This is a genomic window from Mesorhizobium sp. 131-2-1, assembly GCF_016756535.1.
In the GTDB taxonomy this organism is placed as follows: domain Bacteria; phylum Pseudomonadota; class Alphaproteobacteria; order Rhizobiales; family Rhizobiaceae; genus Mesorhizobium.
This window is the reverse complement of sequence record NZ_AP023247.1, coordinates 6,388,423-6,405,688: the sequence shown is the minus strand read 5'-3', so window position 1 is coordinate 6,405,688 and position 17,266 is coordinate 6,388,423. Positions and strand designations below refer to the sequence as shown.

9 protein-coding genes and 5 pseudogenes are annotated in these 17,266 nt (G+C 59.4%); 9 read left to right on the top strand and 5 right to left on the bottom strand.

Annotation, left to right across the window (positions count from 1 at the left end; all coding sequences use genetic code 11):
- Positions 1–423 precede the first annotated feature (423 nt).
- The 4 genes and pseudogenes from JG743_RS30815 to JG743_RS30800 all read left to right on the top strand — a co-directional run bounded on the left by JG743_RS30815 (position 424) and on the right by JG743_RS30800 (position 7,616).
- A pseudogene (locus tag JG743_RS30815) lies at positions 424–2,067 on the top strand (MFS transporter).
- 1,597 nt (positions 2,068–3,664) lie between these two features.
- Positions 3,665–4,966 (top strand): annotated as a pseudogene (locus JG743_RS34850) (MFS transporter).
- Between the two features lie 158 nt (positions 4,967–5,124).
- Entirely contained in the window at positions 5,125–6,357 is a 1,233-nt protein-coding gene (locus JG743_RS30805; RefSeq protein WP_202303103.1) for an ATP-grasp domain-containing protein, read from the top strand.
- A 1,037-nt stretch (positions 6,358–7,394) separates the two neighbouring features.
- Positions 7,395–7,616 (top strand): hypothetical protein, encoded by a 222-nt coding sequence (locus tag JG743_RS30800; protein WP_202296151.1) that lies wholly within the window; start codon positions 7,395–7,397, stop codon positions 7,614–7,616.
- Positions 7,617–8,532: 916 nt separating this feature from the next.
- Here the strand turns inward: JG743_RS30800 and JG743_RS30795 are convergent.
- From JG743_RS30795 to JG743_RS30785, 3 genes and pseudogenes are all read right to left on the bottom strand, one after another.
- Positions 8,533–9,728, bottom strand: a pseudogene (locus JG743_RS30795) (IS91 family transposase).
- Positions 9,729–9,739: 11 nt separating this feature from the next.
- The gene (locus JG743_RS30790) at positions 9,740–10,621 is read right to left on the bottom strand and encodes a tyrosine-type recombinase/integrase (protein WP_202296149.1); all 882 of its coding nucleotides are present in this window, start codon (positions 10,619–10,621) and stop codon (positions 9,740–9,742) included.
- 189 nt (positions 10,622–10,810) lie between these two features.
- A pseudogene (locus JG743_RS30785) lies at positions 10,811–11,023 on the bottom strand (IS110 family transposase); the annotation flags it as partial.
- Between the two features lie 345 nt (positions 11,024–11,368).
- On the opposite strand from JG743_RS30785, the gene JG743_RS30780 reads away from it, so the two are divergent.
- Positions 11,369–12,409: an IS110 family transposase gene (locus JG743_RS30780; protein ID WP_010913671.1), complete on the top strand. Its 1,041-nt coding sequence runs from the start codon at positions 11,369–11,371 to the stop codon at positions 12,407–12,409.
- Positions 12,410–12,665: 256 nt separating this feature from the next.
- Here JG743_RS30780 and JG743_RS30775 read toward each other — a convergent pair whose 3' ends face one another.
- Complete coding sequence (locus tag JG743_RS30775; RefSeq protein ID WP_244672993.1) at positions 12,666–13,118, bottom strand: Lrp/AsnC family transcriptional regulator; 453 nt, start codon at positions 13,116–13,118, stop codon at positions 12,666–12,668.
- A gap of 322 nt (positions 13,119–13,440) precedes the next feature.
- Here JG743_RS30775 and JG743_RS30770 point away from each other — a divergent pair, with 322 nt between their 5' ends.
- From JG743_RS30770 to JG743_RS34390, 4 genes are all read left to right on the top strand, one after another.
- Positions 13,441–14,619, top strand: coding sequence for a M20 aminoacylase family protein (locus JG743_RS30770; protein WP_202296147.1), 1,179 nt, complete (start codon positions 13,441–13,443; stop codon positions 14,617–14,619).
- Between the two features lie 230 nt (positions 14,620–14,849).
- A complete protein-coding gene (locus JG743_RS30765) occupies positions 14,850–16,241 on the top strand; it encodes an aminotransferase family protein (protein WP_202296145.1) in 1,392 nt (463 codons plus the stop codon).
- A gap of 325 nt (positions 16,242–16,566) precedes the next feature.
- Positions 16,567–16,659, top strand: a complete 93-nt coding sequence (locus JG743_RS34395; protein ID WP_244672992.1) for a hypothetical protein — start codon at positions 16,567–16,569, stop codon at positions 16,657–16,659.
- A gap of 38 nt (positions 16,660–16,697) precedes the next feature.
- Positions 16,698–16,916, top strand: coding sequence for an Lrp/AsnC ligand binding domain-containing protein (locus JG743_RS34390; protein WP_342215523.1), 219 nt, complete (start codon positions 16,698–16,700; stop codon positions 16,914–16,916).
- Positions 16,917–16,973: 57 nt separating this feature from the next.
- On the opposite strand, the pseudogene JG743_RS30755 reads toward JG743_RS34390, so the two are convergent.
- Positions 16,974–17,123, bottom strand: a pseudogene (locus JG743_RS30755) (ATP-binding protein); the annotation flags it as partial.
- Positions 17,124–17,266 lie beyond the last annotated feature (143 nt).

Genomic DNA, 17,266 nt, shown 5'->3' with positions numbered 1-17,266 from the left:
CCCATGGACTGCGACCCGCGTGGCGTGCCCTGCCGGTGCCTCCTCCCATCCGCAGGGCGCCCTAAAATGGCTCTATCCGTAGACTTCTTGGGCAAGGAAGAACGCGAACTCAGCGCCGGCACCAACCCCGGAGCGTGTGGTCACAGACGCGGCTCTGCAGAGGGTTTGCACGTGTGCTTTATGCGCCTGGCCGGCGGACGACAGACGGGCTTGCTCGCCGGTTTCTCTTCGGCATGAAGCAAGAGCTTCGCGCAAGGAGCAAGTCTTGGCGCTTTGAGCGGCCAGGCAGCGGCAGCCATCGGACCCGCCGCTCGGAAAATTATCTGCGCTACGTGCCTGTAGTGCCCTCATCCCGCCACTCTCTCTCTGCAAGCCGGCAAGTAGAAATTTCAGCTTGATCATTTGCCAATGGAGGCTCGGACCATGAGCAGGGGGGTGCGCGCGGACGCGTCTTCAGTTTCGTCCGCGACGTTCGCGCCGCTCGAAAACTCCACCTTCCGCGCTGTCTGGCTCGTGGCTCACGTGTCGAGCCTGGGCTGGTTGTTCCAGACCGTCGCGGTCAGCTGGCTCATGGCAACCATCTCCAGCTCGGACGTGATGGTCGCCCTGGTGCAGGCCTCCACGACGCTGCCCGTTTTCATTCTGTCGATCTTTGCCGGCGCCGTTGCCGACAATTTCAGCATGTCATGGCGCTCGGCTGGTGCGTGATAGCATGTCGTCGATCATGCTGACCGCCCTTGTGGGGATAGGATTATACAATCCGTGGATGATCCTGGCATTCAGCTGTCTGGCCGGATGCGGCGCTGCCTTCACCGATCCGGCCTGGCACGCCTCGGTTGGCGACATTCTGCGAAAGCGCGAGGTGCCAGCCGCTGTCACGCTGATCTCGGTCAGCTACAATGCCACGCGAAGCATAGGCCCCGCACTCGGTGGCATCGTTGTTGCTTCCTTCGGTGCGGACCGCTGACCGCCTTTGCCTTGGCGACACTGACCTATGTCGCGATGCTTTGGGTCGTTGGTCTCTGCAAATGGAGCGGCCGGTCTTCGCCTCTTCCGCGTGAGCCGTTGACCACGGCCATTCATGACGGCGCGCGCTTCACGGCACTGTCGGGAGGAGATCAAGGCGGCAATCGCACGCGGAACTCTTTTCGGACTGACGAGCATTTCCATCCCGGCGCTACTGCCTCTCGTTGCGCGCGATTAGCTCGGCGGCGGGCCGATCGTCTACGGTGTGCTGATGGCCGGGTTTGGCGCCGGCGCCTTGTGCGCGGTCATTTCCAACAATGCGTTGAGACGGGCGCTTTCGCAGGCGCGGCTGACCACGCTGGCGTGCATCTCCTGCGCCGCCTGATGCCTGGCTCGCCTTCACCCCTTCGATCGTTGTGGCGACGAAAGCCTTGACCCTTGGCGGGGCGGGATGGGTCGTCACCTGGACAGGGCTTGACGTCAGCGTGCAGCTGTCGAGCCCAAGATGGGTCGTCGGGCGTACGCTCTCGATCTACTCTGCGCTTGCGTCAGGCGGTATTGCGGCCGGAAGCTGGCTATGGGGCGCGTTGGCTGAAAACCCTCACGGCGGCGCTGGAGAGTTCCGCGGGCGCCCTGCTGCTGGTTGCCGCAACCGGGCTCCTGCTGCCGATCCCTCAATGGAAGGAATCCGATCAGGATTCGCTTGATTTCGAGACCCCGCAACTCGCCCTCGACCTGCAGTCGAGGAGCGGTCCGGTCGAGGTCAAAATCGAGTACGCCATACCGGAAGCGACCTCGAGGAATTTCTCGATCAGATACGGGAACGCTGTCGGGTGCAAAGCCGCGTCGGTGCGCGGTACTGGAACCTTCAGCGCGACCTGCAGGAGCCGATGCAGTGGACCGAGGAATTCCGCACGCCGACCTGGACGGGACTATCTTCGCTTGAACCATCGTCTGACGTCGGTGGACAAGGAACTGGACCGGCGCCTTCGCGAATTGCAGGCCGGCGAGCTTCCGCCTCGTCAAAGGCTTGCTATCGAGGGCCCGACTGGGGCGACCCGCAAACGGGATCAGTCGACGAGTTTCTTTTTCCGGCGGTGATGACGTCGAAGCGCAATTGTCTCTCTCCACACAGGGCGCCGGAATGCGCGTCCTTGTCATGCGCTTTGCGGTTCCAAACAAATTGTCTTTTTGCCTGCCATTACCTTGTCGTTCTCAACATTCCGCCCGCACAGCTTTGGACGTCCCGCCGGGCAGTCGCACGCCGCACGGCCAATGCGATTGCTGCTTCGCACAATCGTGCTCAAGCTGTGCCGCAAGACTTCCTGGAGCTGCGCCAGCGTTGGGCATCTGGTTGGACCCGTTTACAGATGCGGCGAAATCAGTCTTGAGGAGAGCGGAACAGAGACGGCTCGGCCCCTTGAATGGTCACAGCCATGACAGCACATTTTGCTAAGGATTGCCGGGGTCACATGCTCCCGCCGAGTGAGAGTTCATTAGGTTGGGAGGACGAATAGACGCGGAGGATTTCAGCAGCCCAATTTCCGTCAAGCGTGATGCCTTTATTGTGCAAGAGATTCCGAACGTTGCGGACGGCGTCGATTTTCTCAATGACTGGCCCGAGGAGCAAAGGATATGGCTCACAAGGCGGCCCTTCAGGCATGTTATGATGCATATGGGCACAGACCCGTAAGCGCTGCACACGATCTTCTGGATTCCCCTACGAGCGCCGCGATCTTGGAAGATCCAATATCGGCCATGCAGTGGATCGCCGCGTGCAAAAGCTTCTGGCTTAGGGTTTCGCGGGGGAGGGGTGAACCTATCGGGCTCGAGGAATTCGGGCGATCTGGAGGAGCGGTGCGCGAACGGGTTCACACCGACCCTGGTGTGTGTTTCCGGCACTCGAGATGGCGCAATAGCGCCGGCTCGCAAAAGCGGCTTGTTCGACTGACACGCGGGCTGCGATAATGCGGCGGGCGACGTTGTGAATGGCTTCAGGCGCGTTGAGGGAGGTCTGCCATGCCGCACCATAGTTTTGCACGTCCAGAACAACTGGAAATGCTCAGCAAGGCGCTCGCGGAGCTCGGCGGCCTTTTCCCGCCGGAGACCCCGAACGTGAGGCCTTGGCCGCAAAGATCATGGCGCTCTTCGAAAGCGGAACTGACACGCTCGAAGAGGATCAAGGAGGCGCTGAACGACCGTGATGCCCCTTCATGATCCACTGGCTCTTTTCCGATGCCAATGGTGAAAACGGCCCGGCCCTAGGCGCAGATCCCGTTCCCTTTTTGCCCCTGATCGAGCCGGTGGCCGCTGCGGGCTGGCGACCGTTTGACAAGCCGCCCCCCCGGCGCAGTAGCACCATCCAAAGCTAATATCGCAGGGCAGAACTGACCGCGCCCACCGGTTGCGCGACCCCGACCCGCTTACACTCAATTGGAGCCATTACGCACATCGGCATGGCCATACGAAATCTCTCCAGTGTCGAGGGCGCGAGAACGAACTTGGTTGTGAAGCAGCTGCGCGCCAAAGGCCCGGCTGACAGCAGGTGAGGGAAAGTTGAGAACGTCATGCGCCCTGAAAATTCCTCGTCCTTTGCGGCGACCACACTGATCCCTTTCAGCAATCCGGTTTTCGTTCGATCTAGACAGCCACGCCGAGCCTCGGCTGGCTCGTCCAAAGCGTGGCCATCAGCTGGCTCATGGCCAACATTCCAGCATCCGATCTTATGGTTGCGCTGGTGCAGGCAGCCTCGACGCTGCTAGCCTTCGCGATCGCGCGTGCAACCCTGTTTGGGCTTTGCAACTCGATCCTCGCTCTGCCCCCGCTGCTGGTGCGTGATCAGCTGGCTGGTGGCCCACTCGTTTACGGCGTCCTGCTAGCTGGCTTCAGCGCCGGCGACCTTCATCGCCGGACTGGGTAATGGCTACTTGAGATGCATCGCCACGCAAGAGAAATGGTCACGCTCGCGTCCATTGCCTGCGCGGCATGTTGCCTTTTGCTCGTCGGTTCCTGCGCGGCGATCGCGCTTGCCATCGGTGGCGCAGGCTGGGTTGTCACCTGGGCCGGAACAAACGTGTGTGTGCAGTTGGCGAGCCCAAGGCGGGTTGTCGGTCGCACTCTGTCGATCTAATCTGCTTTGACCTATGGCGGCATGGCGGTCGGCAGCTGGATCTGGGGTGCTGTCGCGCAGAACCATTCCCTGACGTGGGCATTCGAAGGCGTCGCAGTGGCGCTGTTGCTGGTTGCGGGCGGGAAAGGTAATGCCCATCGAACTTTGGGAGAATGGGATCAAGGCCGCCGACTTCATTCCACCGAATTGGCACTCACTCTAAGACCAAGGGGCGGTGGTCAAGATCGAGTATTTGATCTTTAAGCGAACATCTCGGCATTTCTGCGCTGTATGCGCGAAAGGGGGCGCATTCAGAGCCGCGCCGGCGCGCGCAACTGGACGCTGCAGCGAAATCTTCAGAACCCCGCTCTATGGAGGAGACATTTCGCACCCCGACATGCGGCTGACCTGGCTGACAGGGGACTCGACGAGCGCCTCCTCGCTTTGCAGGCTGGCGATTCACTGCCGACACGATCTTCACAGATCGCCGACAGCAGCTTCTCGAAGCCCGGACGACTGACGCCCCAACCCGAGCGGCCAAGGGCGTCATTCGATAACTGTCACATCCGTCCAGCCAAGAGCACGGGCGCGCTCGGCAAGACCACCATTGGGTCGTCCGCTTTCTTGCCTGTGCCGCTGAAGCGCATCAACCTGCAAGAGCGGAGTTTTGCCGCCCGGCAGGTCCCGCTGCTCTGTGAACCAAAGCGCGACGATTTGCGAACGCTGACGCTGCCGCAAATCGCTTCTTCAGAAGGCCCTCGACTGTCATGGCCGGCCTGGCGCTCGAGGAGAAGCTTCGGCGTCTCCAGCGCAGCGTGCGGCACATGCTGCTATAGATCATTCGCCAGTCTCGCCGCCCGACCAGCAGCTAACCGATCCTCGGCGTCTTAGCTCAGCTATTGCAACGAAACCTTCAACTAAATTTGCAGAATCTTTCCGATCGCAAATCGCTGAAAATGGTAAGTTCACTGCCAAGTCTGAGGATCGGCACGTCTAAAAGGCTGATGCTCGGACCTCCGCACAGCACCAGCGTCGAGGTTAACGAGTCAATGGCAAGAAGAGCTCTCATCATGCTTGAAGGCGGAAGTAATGGTCGCCTATACGTCCAAGCGGCCCAGCGTCTTGGTCTTCATCCGATTAACCTATCCGCCGATCCCGCCCATTACGACTACCTTGCGGTGGAAGGGGTTGAGGCAATCCGTGTCGATACAGACAATCTCGATGTACTGATCGGCGAATGTTCCCGGCTGAGCGCGACCTATGACATTGCTGGCATTACTGGCTTTACAACCGCCGACGAGTCGGTCCACGTGACAGCCGGCACGCTCTGCCGGTATTTCGATCTACCAGGACCGAACCCCGCATCGATTGAACGATGCTGCGACAAATTCACTCAACGTCAGCTCCTCGCGGAGGCCGGCGTTGCAGTACCTGCATATCGCTTGGCAGCGAATGCGACGGACGTAGAAAGCTCTGCTGCGGCGATCGGCCTGCCGGTGATTCTTAAGCCAGCCGCAGGCTGCGGCAGCCGCGGTGTCCGATTGTGCCGCACTGGCGACGAGTTAGCCGAACATACCGCGTATCTGTTGAGCGGGAAGCACATATGGCGGTCTCGGCCGACGATACTGGTCGAAGAATTTGCACAAGGTCCCCATTATACTGCTCAGATAATGGGAAATGAGGTCATTGGAATTGCTACCTCTGACTTCGGCCCCCCCCCCAATTTCGTCTATCGTCAGTTCACCTTTCCGGCCGAGCTGCCTGATGACGAGCATGAGCGCATCGCCGATGTTTCGCTGAAGTCTTTGCGAGCTCTTGGCCTTGGCTGGGGTCCAACGAACATTGAATTCCGGTGGACTAAGCTTGGCCCAGTGGTCATTGAAGTTAATCCGCGCCTTGCGGGCGCGGTTGATTCTCAACTGGTTCAGCTGGCTTACGGTGTCGATCTCGTCACCGAGCACATCAAGCTCTTCATTGGCGACGAATCGAATTTGCGCAAAAGACACTCGCATACTGCGGCCACGCGGATGCTGGATACTGATCGCGATGGCATCCTCGATTGGATTGATGGCGTCGGTCGGGCGGCTGCCATATCAGGCGTCGTCGAGGTCAAACTGTATGTTAAACCGAAGACGCCGATCGTCAGGAAAGGCGATTACCGAGACGGTATCGGACATGTCATCGCCGTTTCCCCCAGCCTTGCTGAGACGGAGTTCGCACTTCAGCGGGCCGTCGAATTGATCAGTTGGTCAATCACGCCATTTCCGAACCGTGGCGATTAGAAACAATCTTCGGCCTTTACCTCCGCACGCCGGCGCAGGTGGTGCCAGGTAAGAGACGACCTTCACCCAACATTGGTGCAAATGCCGTCACGTTCCGTGTGATAGAGTTGCTCACCATTAATATTACCGCCGGTGATCGATTCGTGTAGCGCGACAATTCTGGGATCTTCCGCATATTTGGTGCAGGGGCGTTCCCTTGGTTGCCCCGTCTGTTTCTACGGTCGTTAGGCGGCCGCCATCAGCCTGTTTCTTTCTCAGCAGCGCATACCCGGAGCGCACATAGATCGAGCGTTTGATGGTTGAGACGTAGATCTGTCTCTCGACGGGACTGGGGCTCCAGGGCTGAGTGATGGCGGCCCGAACAGCCGCAATGTCACGACCGATGCCTGCTGCAAGGGAGGCCAGTTCGCTGTCCATGGTGTCCTCGATCCATTGCTCGAGAATGGCATCATCGTTACCGCGTATCAGTGCAGCGAAACGTCGAGCCAGGTCACCCGCCTTCAAGAGCTCCGGCCGCAGTGATAGAGATAGTCTAAGAATTGCTTGGTCTGCTCATCGAGCAAAGTCGGGTCTTCGCCAGCAGCCATGTACAGTTTCGGCGCGACGGTGACCGCCATCGCGCATTTCGTGGAGCGGCCGATGAGCACTGATGGCGGGCGGCGGTCCACCTGTAGACGGTCGCCTTGCTGCCTGCAAAGCCCCGACGCTTGATTTCGCTCCACAGTGCAACCCGTTACGTTGGCCTTCCTGCCAGCGTCCCTCGAGATACTCCTGGAAAGGATCCATGAGAACCGAGCGCGCGGGCGGGCGCCAGTGCTCGGGCTCCCCGCCCGCTGCAAGCCAGCGCTCGACCGTTCTCACGCTCATGCCGATCCGGTGCGCGATCGCGAGCGATGACTTCGATGCCCGGATGACGTTTCAGCCATGACGCGACCGTGTTGGCATTTCGGTCCGGCGACAGATCGAGCACGAGGTTGCGCTCCAGATCGCAGATGATCGTTCCGTAGCGCTACCCCTTGCGCCAGACCCAGTCGTCGATGCCGATCACCCGAGGCGCGGCCGGCGGCTCGAACCCGGCTGCGCGGATCATCCGCAGCAGCTTCTCGCCGCTTACCGGCATAGCGAGTTTGCGCGCCAGGCGCGAGTCGGATTCGCCACCGATCGTGAAACCGATCGCCAGATGGCTCTCGCCGAGAGGGGCGGTGCGTCTCGCTCTCGGCTACACCGTTTCCGGCAACCGTTCCGTAAAGATCCGCTGACGGCATTGCGGATCGGCGCAACGGAACCGCCTGGCGTGAAGCCGGATTTCGACTACCCGTTCCTGCCACGGCAGATCAGCCACCCGGCCCAGGTAGTGGCTGTGGACGCGGCCGGTAAAGGGCCGAATCACCGGCGTCGACTGCGATTCCGACTCTATGGACTCATTCGCACCGCCCGTGAATCCCGGCACCTGCACCAAAAATGCGAAGATCCCAATTCTGATTAGAAGTCGCGCTCGCAGCTTCATTGTCGCGCCGCAGATTCGAGCGTCATTAGGATACGGAGAATGGTTGTCTTACCCGATTGATGGGCCGATCAGCGCCAGTTCCTCGCCGGCATCGGTGTCGTTGATGCCGATGGGATCGGGTCAACCATGGAGGTTTCGACGGTCGCCGACACTGTCGATGGCGCGATAGAGATGCATCCAGTGGCCACGCACTTTATGTAGTCGACGGTGAACAATGAGATTGATCAGGCTTGGATCTCGTTTGGCTGACTCGGAGGGCTGCGTTGAGAAGCCACAAAAGCTGCCACTCGTGATTATGCAGAGCGTTTTTAGCTTGGCGTCGCGCAGAACGGCGGGTGGCGAAAGCGCGCTGAGGTGGATCGCGACGATGAGCTAAAAACGTGTTGGACTAAGCCGCCGGCACGGGTGGCCGCTATGGGCATTCAATTGAGGCCGTGCCCCGATGAGCAGGCCTGGCGTGGGCGCGGATACGGTCGTGGAGGCCGCGATTGCAAGGGGCCGCGTGCACCGAAAGCGGCACGGATATGGGTTCGGCAAAGTGAGGATCGGCGTCGCGCCCCGCCGGCAGAGGCAGCCGGGGGTGACGGCGCGCACCTTCGCGGGACCGGCTCGGTTTTCGGGCCGAACGGCTCGTGCGATGCGGTGGCGGCGAAAGCGAAGCGGTTCTTTCATGACGTATCCCAGTATGGCGGGGGTCCAGTGGCGCCGTCGAAGATTTCGATGATGATCATCTGACCTTGACGACAGGCGGGGCATTGCCTGAGGGAATGACTGGTGAGATCCTCGTAGCGGTCGCGGTAATCCTTTGCGGGTCGACTGTCCGACGGCTCGGGAACCGGCATGCCGAGCAGGTCGCGGCAGTGGGCGAGCTTTTGCGCGCGGTAGCGATTGCCGAGAAAGCCGTAGTAGCGGATGCGATGGAAGCCCTCGGGCAGGACGTGCAACATGAAGCGGCGAATGAACTCATCGGCCGCAACGGTCATAACCTTCTGCCGATTGCCGTGCCGGTAGTCCTTCCAGCGGAAACGCACGGCGTTGTCCTCGATGTCGATGAGGCGGTTGTTGGAAATGGCGACGCGGTGCGTGTAGCGGCCGACGTAATCGAGGACCTGCTCCGGTCGGCGAAGGGCGCCTTGGCAAAGACGACCCACTCAGCCTTTCGCAGCGGCGCCAAATAACGCCGGAAGGCGTCGCTGCTCAGGTGCTGCAAGCCAGAGAAGAACTTCAACTGGCCGGCGTCGAAGGCTTTCCGAAGATGTTCCAGAAACAATCGTCGGAACAGCCGCGAGAGAACCCGGACGGGCAAGAAGAAGCCGGGCTTGCAGGCGATCCACCGATTGCCGTCGGCAGAAAGGCCGCCGCCGGTGACGACGCAGTGCAGATGCGGATGATGAAGCAGGTTCTGGCCCCAGGAGTGCAGCACGGCGAAGAAACCGATCTCGGCGCCCAGGTGCTTGGGATCGGCGGCGATGGTGCGAAGGGTCTCGGCGGTGGCGCGGAAGAGCAGGCCGTAGACAAGCGCCTTGTTTTGATAGCCGATGGCGGCAATGGGCTCCGGCAGCGTGAAGACGACGTGAAAGTACTGGGTGTCGAGGAGCTCGGCGCGACGAGCTTCCAGCCATTGCGCGCGGGCCAGCGATTGGCAGCGGGGACAATGCCTGTCGCGGCAGCTGTTGAAGGCGATGCGCCGGTGGCCGCATTGATCACATGCTTCGACATGCCCGCCAAGCGCGGCGGTCCGGCACAGTTCGATCGCCGTCATGACGCGACGCTGGGCGGTCGACAGCGACGCGTCATGCTGGATACGATAGGCTTTGCCGTAGCGACGGATTATGTCCGCCACTTCCGGCCCCGAGCGGGCCATCGCCGCGCCGCTCAGAAGTACTGAGGCTTGGCGGGCGGCGGCAGGGTAGGCGCCGGACGCGGCAAGAGCTCGAAGGGGCTCGACGTGGCGCAGACCTTGTTGGTAGCGATCCGCAGGTAATGGGCGGTGGTCGCGAGGCTGCGGTGACCGAGCAGCAGCTGAATGGTGCGCACGTCGGCGCCGGCCTCCAACAGATGGACGGCGAAGGCGTGCCGCAAGCTGTGCGGCGTGACCGGTTTGGACAAGCCGGAGAGGTCGCGCGCTTTCGCGCAGGCCTGTCCCACCGCACTCCTGGTGATCGGCTGGTCGGCACGATCGCCGGGGAAGAGCCACGCCTTTGGCCGCCGCAGCTTCCAATAGTCGCGCAGGATCTCCAAAAGCTTGGGCGACAGCATCACGTAACGGTCCTTCTGGCCTTTGCCCTGCTCGATGCGGATGACCATTCGCTGGCTGTCGATGCCCGTGGGCTTCAGCTGCACCGCTTCCGAGATGCGCAAGCCGGCGGCATAGCAGGTGGTCAGGATGGCGTGGTGTTTGACGTCGAGGACGCAACCGAGGAACCGCTGAACTTCGTCGGGACTGAGAATGATCGGCAGCTTCTGCGGCTTCTTGGGAAGCGGCAGGACCTCTTCAGGCGCCCAATCCCTCTCGAGCGTCACCTTGTAGAGAAAGCGCAGCGCCGCAATGGCGGTGTGGATCGAGCCCGGCGACAGCTTCTTCTCGTTGGTCAGATAGACCTGATAGGTCCGAATATCCTCTCGATCGAGCAAGTCCGGCGACTTGCTGAAGTGGCGGGCGAATAGCGACACCTGTTGCAGATACGACAGCTGCGTGTTGAGCGCGAAGTTGCGCACCTGCATGTCCTCACTCATGCGTTGGCGAAGTTGGGTCATGACAAGCTCCTTTGTCCGATGGAATGGGCTGCAAGCAGCCACCCCATGCTGACGCAGTCGGAGCTTCTTGTGGAAACATGACCAGCGCGACAGACGACGCGATCAGATTACGTGGTCGGCGCGCACCCTTGCCGCTCCGCGGTCGCGGAGCGGGTTAGTCCAAGTGAAGATATGCTCACCTGCCCATAACTTGACGTATGGCTTGACGTAAGACGCCCGCATCAGCCGCACCTCGTGACCCAGCGCCATAAGAACCCGAGCCCCAGTGGTGTCCAGTCGCGCAAGCCCCGATTCCGATCAGGCAGGGCGGCAATGCCTTGAAGAATGCAACGACATCGTCGCAGCGCAGCTTGCGGCGGCTCACGGCGCGCCGGCACCATTGACCCCGTGAACCTCACACATGCTGATATCCAGGCCAATTGTGGTAATCTTCTCCAGGACGGCTCTTCCTTATGTGACTTTCGACACCCACACTTTGGCAGATTGCGATCTCGGCAGCGGAGGCCGTCCACATGGGGTAATCGCGGGAGCGAGTCGCCCTAGCAGGCTGTTGAAAAACGGTTTTGTTCACGGAACGTATCAGAATCAGACCGAGCACAAATCAGATTCAAAACGGGTATCTCCGAGCCTTTTTCATCAACCTGCTAGAAATCGATCGTAGTCTTGGAGTGTGGCTGTTCCCCGATAGGATGGAAATACGGGCTCAGGACCTGACGCCGAGGCCCAAACATCGAATGGAGAACAGCCATGGAAGAATATATCGGTCTCGACGTGTCGATGAAAGAGACGGCAGTTTCGATCCGCCGTGAAGGCGAACGGATCTGGCGCGGGAAGTGCGCATCTGATCCCAACATCATTGCCGAGCTTGTCCGCAAGCGGGCGCCAGCTGTAAAGCGAGTGGTGTTCGAAACGGGGCCTCTCTCCGTATGGTTCTATCATGCGCTACGCGCCAAGGGATTGCCGGCAATCTGCATCGATGCGCGCCATGCCAAAGCCGCTCTCGATATGGCGGCGAACAAGACGGATGCGAATGACGCCGATGGTTTGGCGCGTCTTGCTGAAGCAGGGTTCTTTCGCGAGGTGCGCGTGAAAGGCTTCGACAGTATGTTGACCCGCACGCTCGTGGCGGCTCGCACCCGGCTGGTCCGTATCACCGTCGAGCTTTCCAACCAGATCCGAGGGATCATGAAAACGTTCGGCTTGCTCGTTCCCGCCGGTAAGGGAACTACATTCGAAAAGAATGTCCGGAGCCTTCTTATCGATCAGAGCGAGCTTGCTCCTGTCGTGCTACCGATGTTGGAAGCCTGGCGCGGCATTCGCATCCGTGCCGCCGAGCTTGGGCGCCAGCTTGTCGCAGACGCACGTCAAAGCCAAGCATGCCGCATACTCATGTCGATCCCCGGCATCGGCGCCATTACCGCAACCTCTTTCGCCACTGCCATTGAAGATCCGGGCAACTTCAAGAAGTCCCGCTCTGTTGCCGCTTGGATCGGCCTGACAACGCGCCGCTACCAATCGGGAGAAGTCGATTATGACGGCCATATATCCCGACGCGGCGATCGACATTTGCGGGGACTTCTCTATGAGGCTGCGGCGGTCATCCTGACACGCAGCTCGATCGACAGCAGCCTGCGCACGTGGGGCCTCAAGCTCCGGGAGAGGGTTGGCTTCAAACGAGCTGCCGTGGCTGTGGCGCGCAAACTGGCGGTGATAATGCATTCGATGCTCAAAACCGGTGAGTTCTTTGATCGAAATGCAGGCGCCACAGCAATGAAATCTTGCGAATAGCGTTCAGGATCTGAGCGCCTAAGACGTCCCTGCCGGGACGTTAGCCGAGCCATTCCGCTGATGGGGTTGCACCGCTGTCTCAGCAAAGTGCGTCGTCCACATTGAAGGCTCGTCCGCGGAGCTCCATCATGCGGCGACTGATGTCGACCGCGAAGACAACCATGCACCCGGCAGCGTCGTCTCGACGCAATTACATGCTTGACGTCCCAGCGGCGATTAGACAACCACATCAGGTCATGTGGTGGAAAAAAAATCCCTACAGCAGGACGCGCGGCTCGAACTTCACACGGTCCAAGGTTATCATACTGCGGAGTTTTCGGACGTTGGGGTTGGTATACAATTTCGTTTTGACGAAGATGTCGAACGCATCAACATCCTGGACCATGACGATCAGCACGAAGTCTGCGCCCCCGGTCACCATATAGCACTGGGTGACTTCCTTCGCAGACCTCATAGCGCGTTTGAACTCGTCGACGAGATCGAGCCGCTCCCGGTCAAGTTCCACTGTCACTACTACAGTCAACGATTTCCCGAGCGCTCGAGGGTCGATCAAGGAAATATCTGCGACGACAATGCCGTCCGACCGAAGCTTGTTGACCCGTCGCATGCATGAGGCCGCGGATGAGCCGACCAGGTCTGCCATTTCAGTGAACGACATCCTGTTGTTGACCTGAAGCGCTGCGAGGATGCGTTTGTCTAAATCATCCATGATTTCGTCAATGTTTAGTTGGCTTCGACTCGAGTGGAAATCGCCACGCGTCATTCGATTGAAGTCGTCGAGCGAAGCCGTTTGCCTGCGCTCACGGGCATGCCCAGATGTTAATCAGCCGTTTTAGACAAGTGTTCCATAATGCGATAGGACGTGGAGGATTTCCACCAAAATCATGGTCGCGTGTGATGCTTACGTTTCATTCGCTCGACGTTTTAGGAGGCAATGCACACACCTTATCGGCTAGGTTCCAAACGTGGAACCGTCCCCAGCCTCTAAACGAGCTAGGGACCTTAGTGGCGCATGTACGGCGAAGAATAACATGCAGAACTTTGCTGCCTACCGGGATGTTGCGGCCGAAGCGATCGAATGGCGCAGGCACTTGCACCGCATTCCCGAGGTAGGGTTCGAGCTGCATGGTACCGCTACGTTTGTTCATAACAAGCTCATCTCGTTCGGGATCGACGAGATAGCGACAGGCATTGCGAATACGGGTATCGTCGGAGTAATCCGCGGTCGTCATGGCGAAGGTCCGATCATTGGACTAAGGGCGGACATGGATGCGCTTCCGATCGTCGAGGCGTCGGGTAAGCCCTGGGCATCTACGGAGCTTGGCAAGATGCATGCGTGCGGCCACGACGGTCATACGGCAATGTTACTTGCGGCCGCTAAGCACTTGGCCCGGACCCGGGATTTCAAGGGATCGGTTGCGCTCGTGTTCCAGCCTGCGGAAGAAGTCGAATGGCCTTCGGGAGGGTTCAAAATGGTGCAGGAAGGCATCATGGACCGCTTCGGCATCTCCAAGATTTTCGGCATGCATAACTGGCCGGGCATGGACATCGGCAAATTCGGCATTTGCGCTGGGGGAATCATGGCAGCCCAGGACGACTTCGACGTGGTCGTAAAGGGTCGAGGAGGACATGCAGCAGCCCCGCATCGTGCGGTCGACCCGGTCGTCATCGCCGCTCAGATCATCCTTGGCTTCCAATCCTTGGTAACACGACATGTCGACCCCCTCGAATCCATCGTCATATCCGTCACCAAGCTGAGCGCATCGCAGGCTTACAACGTTATCCCGGACCATGTGACCTTATCGGGCACAGTGCGGACGCTTTCGCCCCACCTGCGGAACTTTGCCGAAACGGAGATGGCGAGGTCGGCAACCGGAATTGCGGAGGCGTTCGGGGCGCAAATCGACTTCCACTACCTCCGTTCCGTACCGGTGACTCTCAACTCGCCCGCGGAAACAGCGGTCGCCGCCAAAGTCGCACGGGGCATCGTGGGAGATGCCCAAGTTGATGATCAGATGAGGCCTATCATGGGCGCGGAGGACTTTGCATATTTGCTCGAAGCGCGCCCGGGCGCGTTCGTTTTCCTCGGCAATGGGAACACTGCGGAAGTCCATCATCCGGCATACGACTTCAATGACGCCTCCTTGATTTATGGGATGGCCTACTGGGTGGGGCTTGCTGAGACCGTACTCGGCAACAGAAATTCCTGAGCGGCGCGTTGCACATCGAGCGCGATTTTGAGATTTCCATTTCACGTGCAAACGCTCTTTGAAGTTGTCAGGAATTTATTAAAGGCTACTTTGTGCCAATCCTGCTCGCCGGTCTAAACTACTGCGTCACGCGCGCCGAGAATTCTCACCGACGGGACTGTCGAGGATTAGAGAGCAAAGCAATCGGCCGCTGTCGATCCTGACTGGCTATCGTTACTTATCGCCTCCGAATGAAAGAGAACGAAGTGCTCACAAATGCCCAACCTCAACCCGGAATGTTTCAAGACGCTTTCTTCCAGCAAGATGGGTCCGAGCCTGTTCCAATGATGGTGCGTGCCGAAGGCATCTGGATGTACGACGATAAGGGTAATGCCTATATAGATGGCTCCTCCGGCCCGATCGCCAGCAACATCGGACATGGAAATCGCCGGGTTGCGGATGCAATGCACCAACAGGCCGTTACGCTCGACTATGCCTATCCCCGAATAGGCCGTCATGCGCTGAATGCAGCTCTGACCGAGCGTTTGTGTAGGCTGGCGGGCAAACCATTTGAACGCGTCGGTCTTGCATCCGGCGGCAGCGAAGCGATGGACCTGGCTTTGAAGTTTCTGCGCCAGTACGCGGTAGCAAAGGGGACGCTGAACAGAAGGTTCCTCGTCTCCAATATGCCCTCTTACCACGGTGCCTCTATCGGAACGCTCATCATATCCGGCGATGAGTCACTTGCTCCATTTCTTGCAGGGTTCTCGGTCAACGGAGCGAAGGTGCCAGCTCCGATGACTTATCGCATTCAGCCAGGCAGCACGCCGGATTCAATCGCCGAAGAAAGTGTCGCAGCGCTTGAGAGGACTTTCTTCGAACTAGGACCCGAGAACGTGCTCGCCTTCGTGGTGGAGCCGGTCGGCGGGGTGGCTACAGGTTGCCTCGCCCCCCCTGCCAGCTATTTCAAACGCGTGCGGGAGCTTTGCGACCGACACGGCGTTTTCTTAATCTTCGACGAGATTCTTTGCGGCGCAGGCCGCACGGGAAAGTTCCTGGCAAGTCATCATTTTGATGTCACACCGGACGTGGTGGTAATGGCAAAAGGACTTTCAGCGGGTTACAGTCCTCTCGGAGCCGTCCTGTTGCCTGCCGCTCCGGTAGACGAGCTTGCGAAGCTGACGGGATTTAACTTCTCCCACACCTACGGAGCGAACCCCATCTCCTGTGCCGCCGCCCTTGCCGTGCTGGAGGAGTATGAGAACTACAAGCTCATCGATAATGCCGCTCAGACCGGCGTGTATCTTGGCAAGAGTCTTAAGACCCGCCTGGCAAGCTCGAACGCCGTCGGGGAAGTACGCGGACAAGGACTCCTCTATGCTGTCGAACTTGTAGTCGACAAGGGTTCGAAGCAACAGTTCCCTCACGACTTCAACATAACGGAAGTCGCGCGGACCGAGGCGCTGAAGGAAGGTCTCATAGTCTATTCCCGCAGGACGTCAGGTGGAAAATTCGGCGATTGGTTCATTGTTGCGCCGCCTTTGACGGTGACTTCGGCGGATTGTGACGAGATCGTCGATCGGCTAGAGCGGGCGCTGGCAGGACTCTGGAAGCGCTACCAGGAAAAACTTGCTTTGGCGTGAGTGCGCCATGCCGGGCAGGCGAAACGTATCATCGATGACCGATCAAGTTTGGAACGTGTGATCCAAACAAGTCGTAATCCTTCTCGCGCCGTCTCTGAGCCGGATTGTAATCTGCATATATGGGCTGCAGCGTAGTCCAGCAGCAGCGACGCGTCGCGAGTATCCAAATATGACGAGATCGGGGTGGGGTATCAGGGGCGGCAGTGGTGCATCCCAGTCAAAGGCTTTACATATGGATGACCTCGACCGAAGAATCCAAGAATCCTAGCAGCGCTCCAGAAGAACGGAGTTCGCGGAGGTCGTAGGATCTTCGGCCGCCTCGTGCATGCGCCGTGTCAACCGTTTGCGGGAGGAGGGCGTCATAATCTCCGACATCTCCCTCATAGACCCAAAGGCCTGGGAAAAGGCCTGTACGTAGTAATCTGTGTTGAGCTGGACCGCGAGCGTCTGGACCTGATGGCCTACTTCCGGAGGGCGATGACTCAGGCAAAGGAACTCACGCAATGCTACATGGTGACTGGGGAGGCGGATTTTGTCCTCGTGGTCATAGTCGAGAACGTCGAGGCATTCGATACTTTTATTAAAGAGAAACTGCTGGCGAACCCGAATGTTAGGAAGTGCCGCAGCATGATCGCTCTGGACCGGGTTAAGTGCGAGCCGCGTGTACTAGTCTGATCATTCGTTGCGGATTGAAAAGTGATCTGCAGTCGGCACGGTGACTTCTGCGAACTAGCGGATACGCTCGCGCAACTGCCCCTCGCGCACGGTCTTGGCGAGCGAGGCGATGAGTTCGGCGAGCGTGCAGAAATAGACGCTCTTTCCGGCCTTCACGGCTTCGATGGCAAGGGCGATGGCCAGATGGCTCTTGCCTGTGCCGGTCGGACTGGGCTCATAATGCCCGTTATCAGGATGGCGAGGCAAAGAAGATTGTCCGTTACGCCTTTCATCCGCGTTCGGGCGGGGAGATTTTTGTCACAGGCCGTCAGCGTTATTGCGGTGAGCCGGCCTATGTCGGGCGACAACCG

Coding starts and splice junctions, on each gene's coding strand:
- JG743_RS30805 (WP_202303103.1), top strand. CDS start 5,125: ATGGCAAGAAGAGCTCTCATCATGCTTGAAGGCGGAAGTAATGGTCGC.
- JG743_RS30800 (WP_202296151.1), top strand. CDS start 7,395: ATGCCGATCACCCGAGGCGCGGCCGGCGGCTCGAACCCGGCTGCGCGG.
- JG743_RS30790 (WP_202296149.1), bottom strand. CDS start 10,621: ATGACCCAACTTCGCCAACGCATGAGTGAGGACATGCAGGTGCGCAAC.
- JG743_RS30780 (WP_010913671.1), top strand. CDS start 11,369: ATGGAAGAATATATCGGTCTCGACGTGTCGATGAAAGAGACGGCAGTT.
- JG743_RS30775 (WP_244672993.1), bottom strand. CDS start 13,118: ATGGATGATTTAGACAAACGCATCCTCGCAGCGCTTCAGGTCAACAAC.
- JG743_RS30770 (WP_202296147.1), top strand. CDS start 13,441: ATGCAGAACTTTGCTGCCTACCGGGATGTTGCGGCCGAAGCGATCGAA.
- JG743_RS30765 (WP_202296145.1), top strand. CDS start 14,850: ATGAAAGAGAACGAAGTGCTCACAAATGCCCAACCTCAACCCGGAATG.
- JG743_RS34395 (WP_244672992.1), top strand. CDS start 16,567: ATGCGCCGTGTCAACCGTTTGCGGGAGGAGGGCGTCATAATCTCCGAC.
- JG743_RS34390 (WP_342215523.1), top strand. CDS start 16,698: ATGGCCTACTTCCGGAGGGCGATGACTCAGGCAAAGGAACTCACGCAA.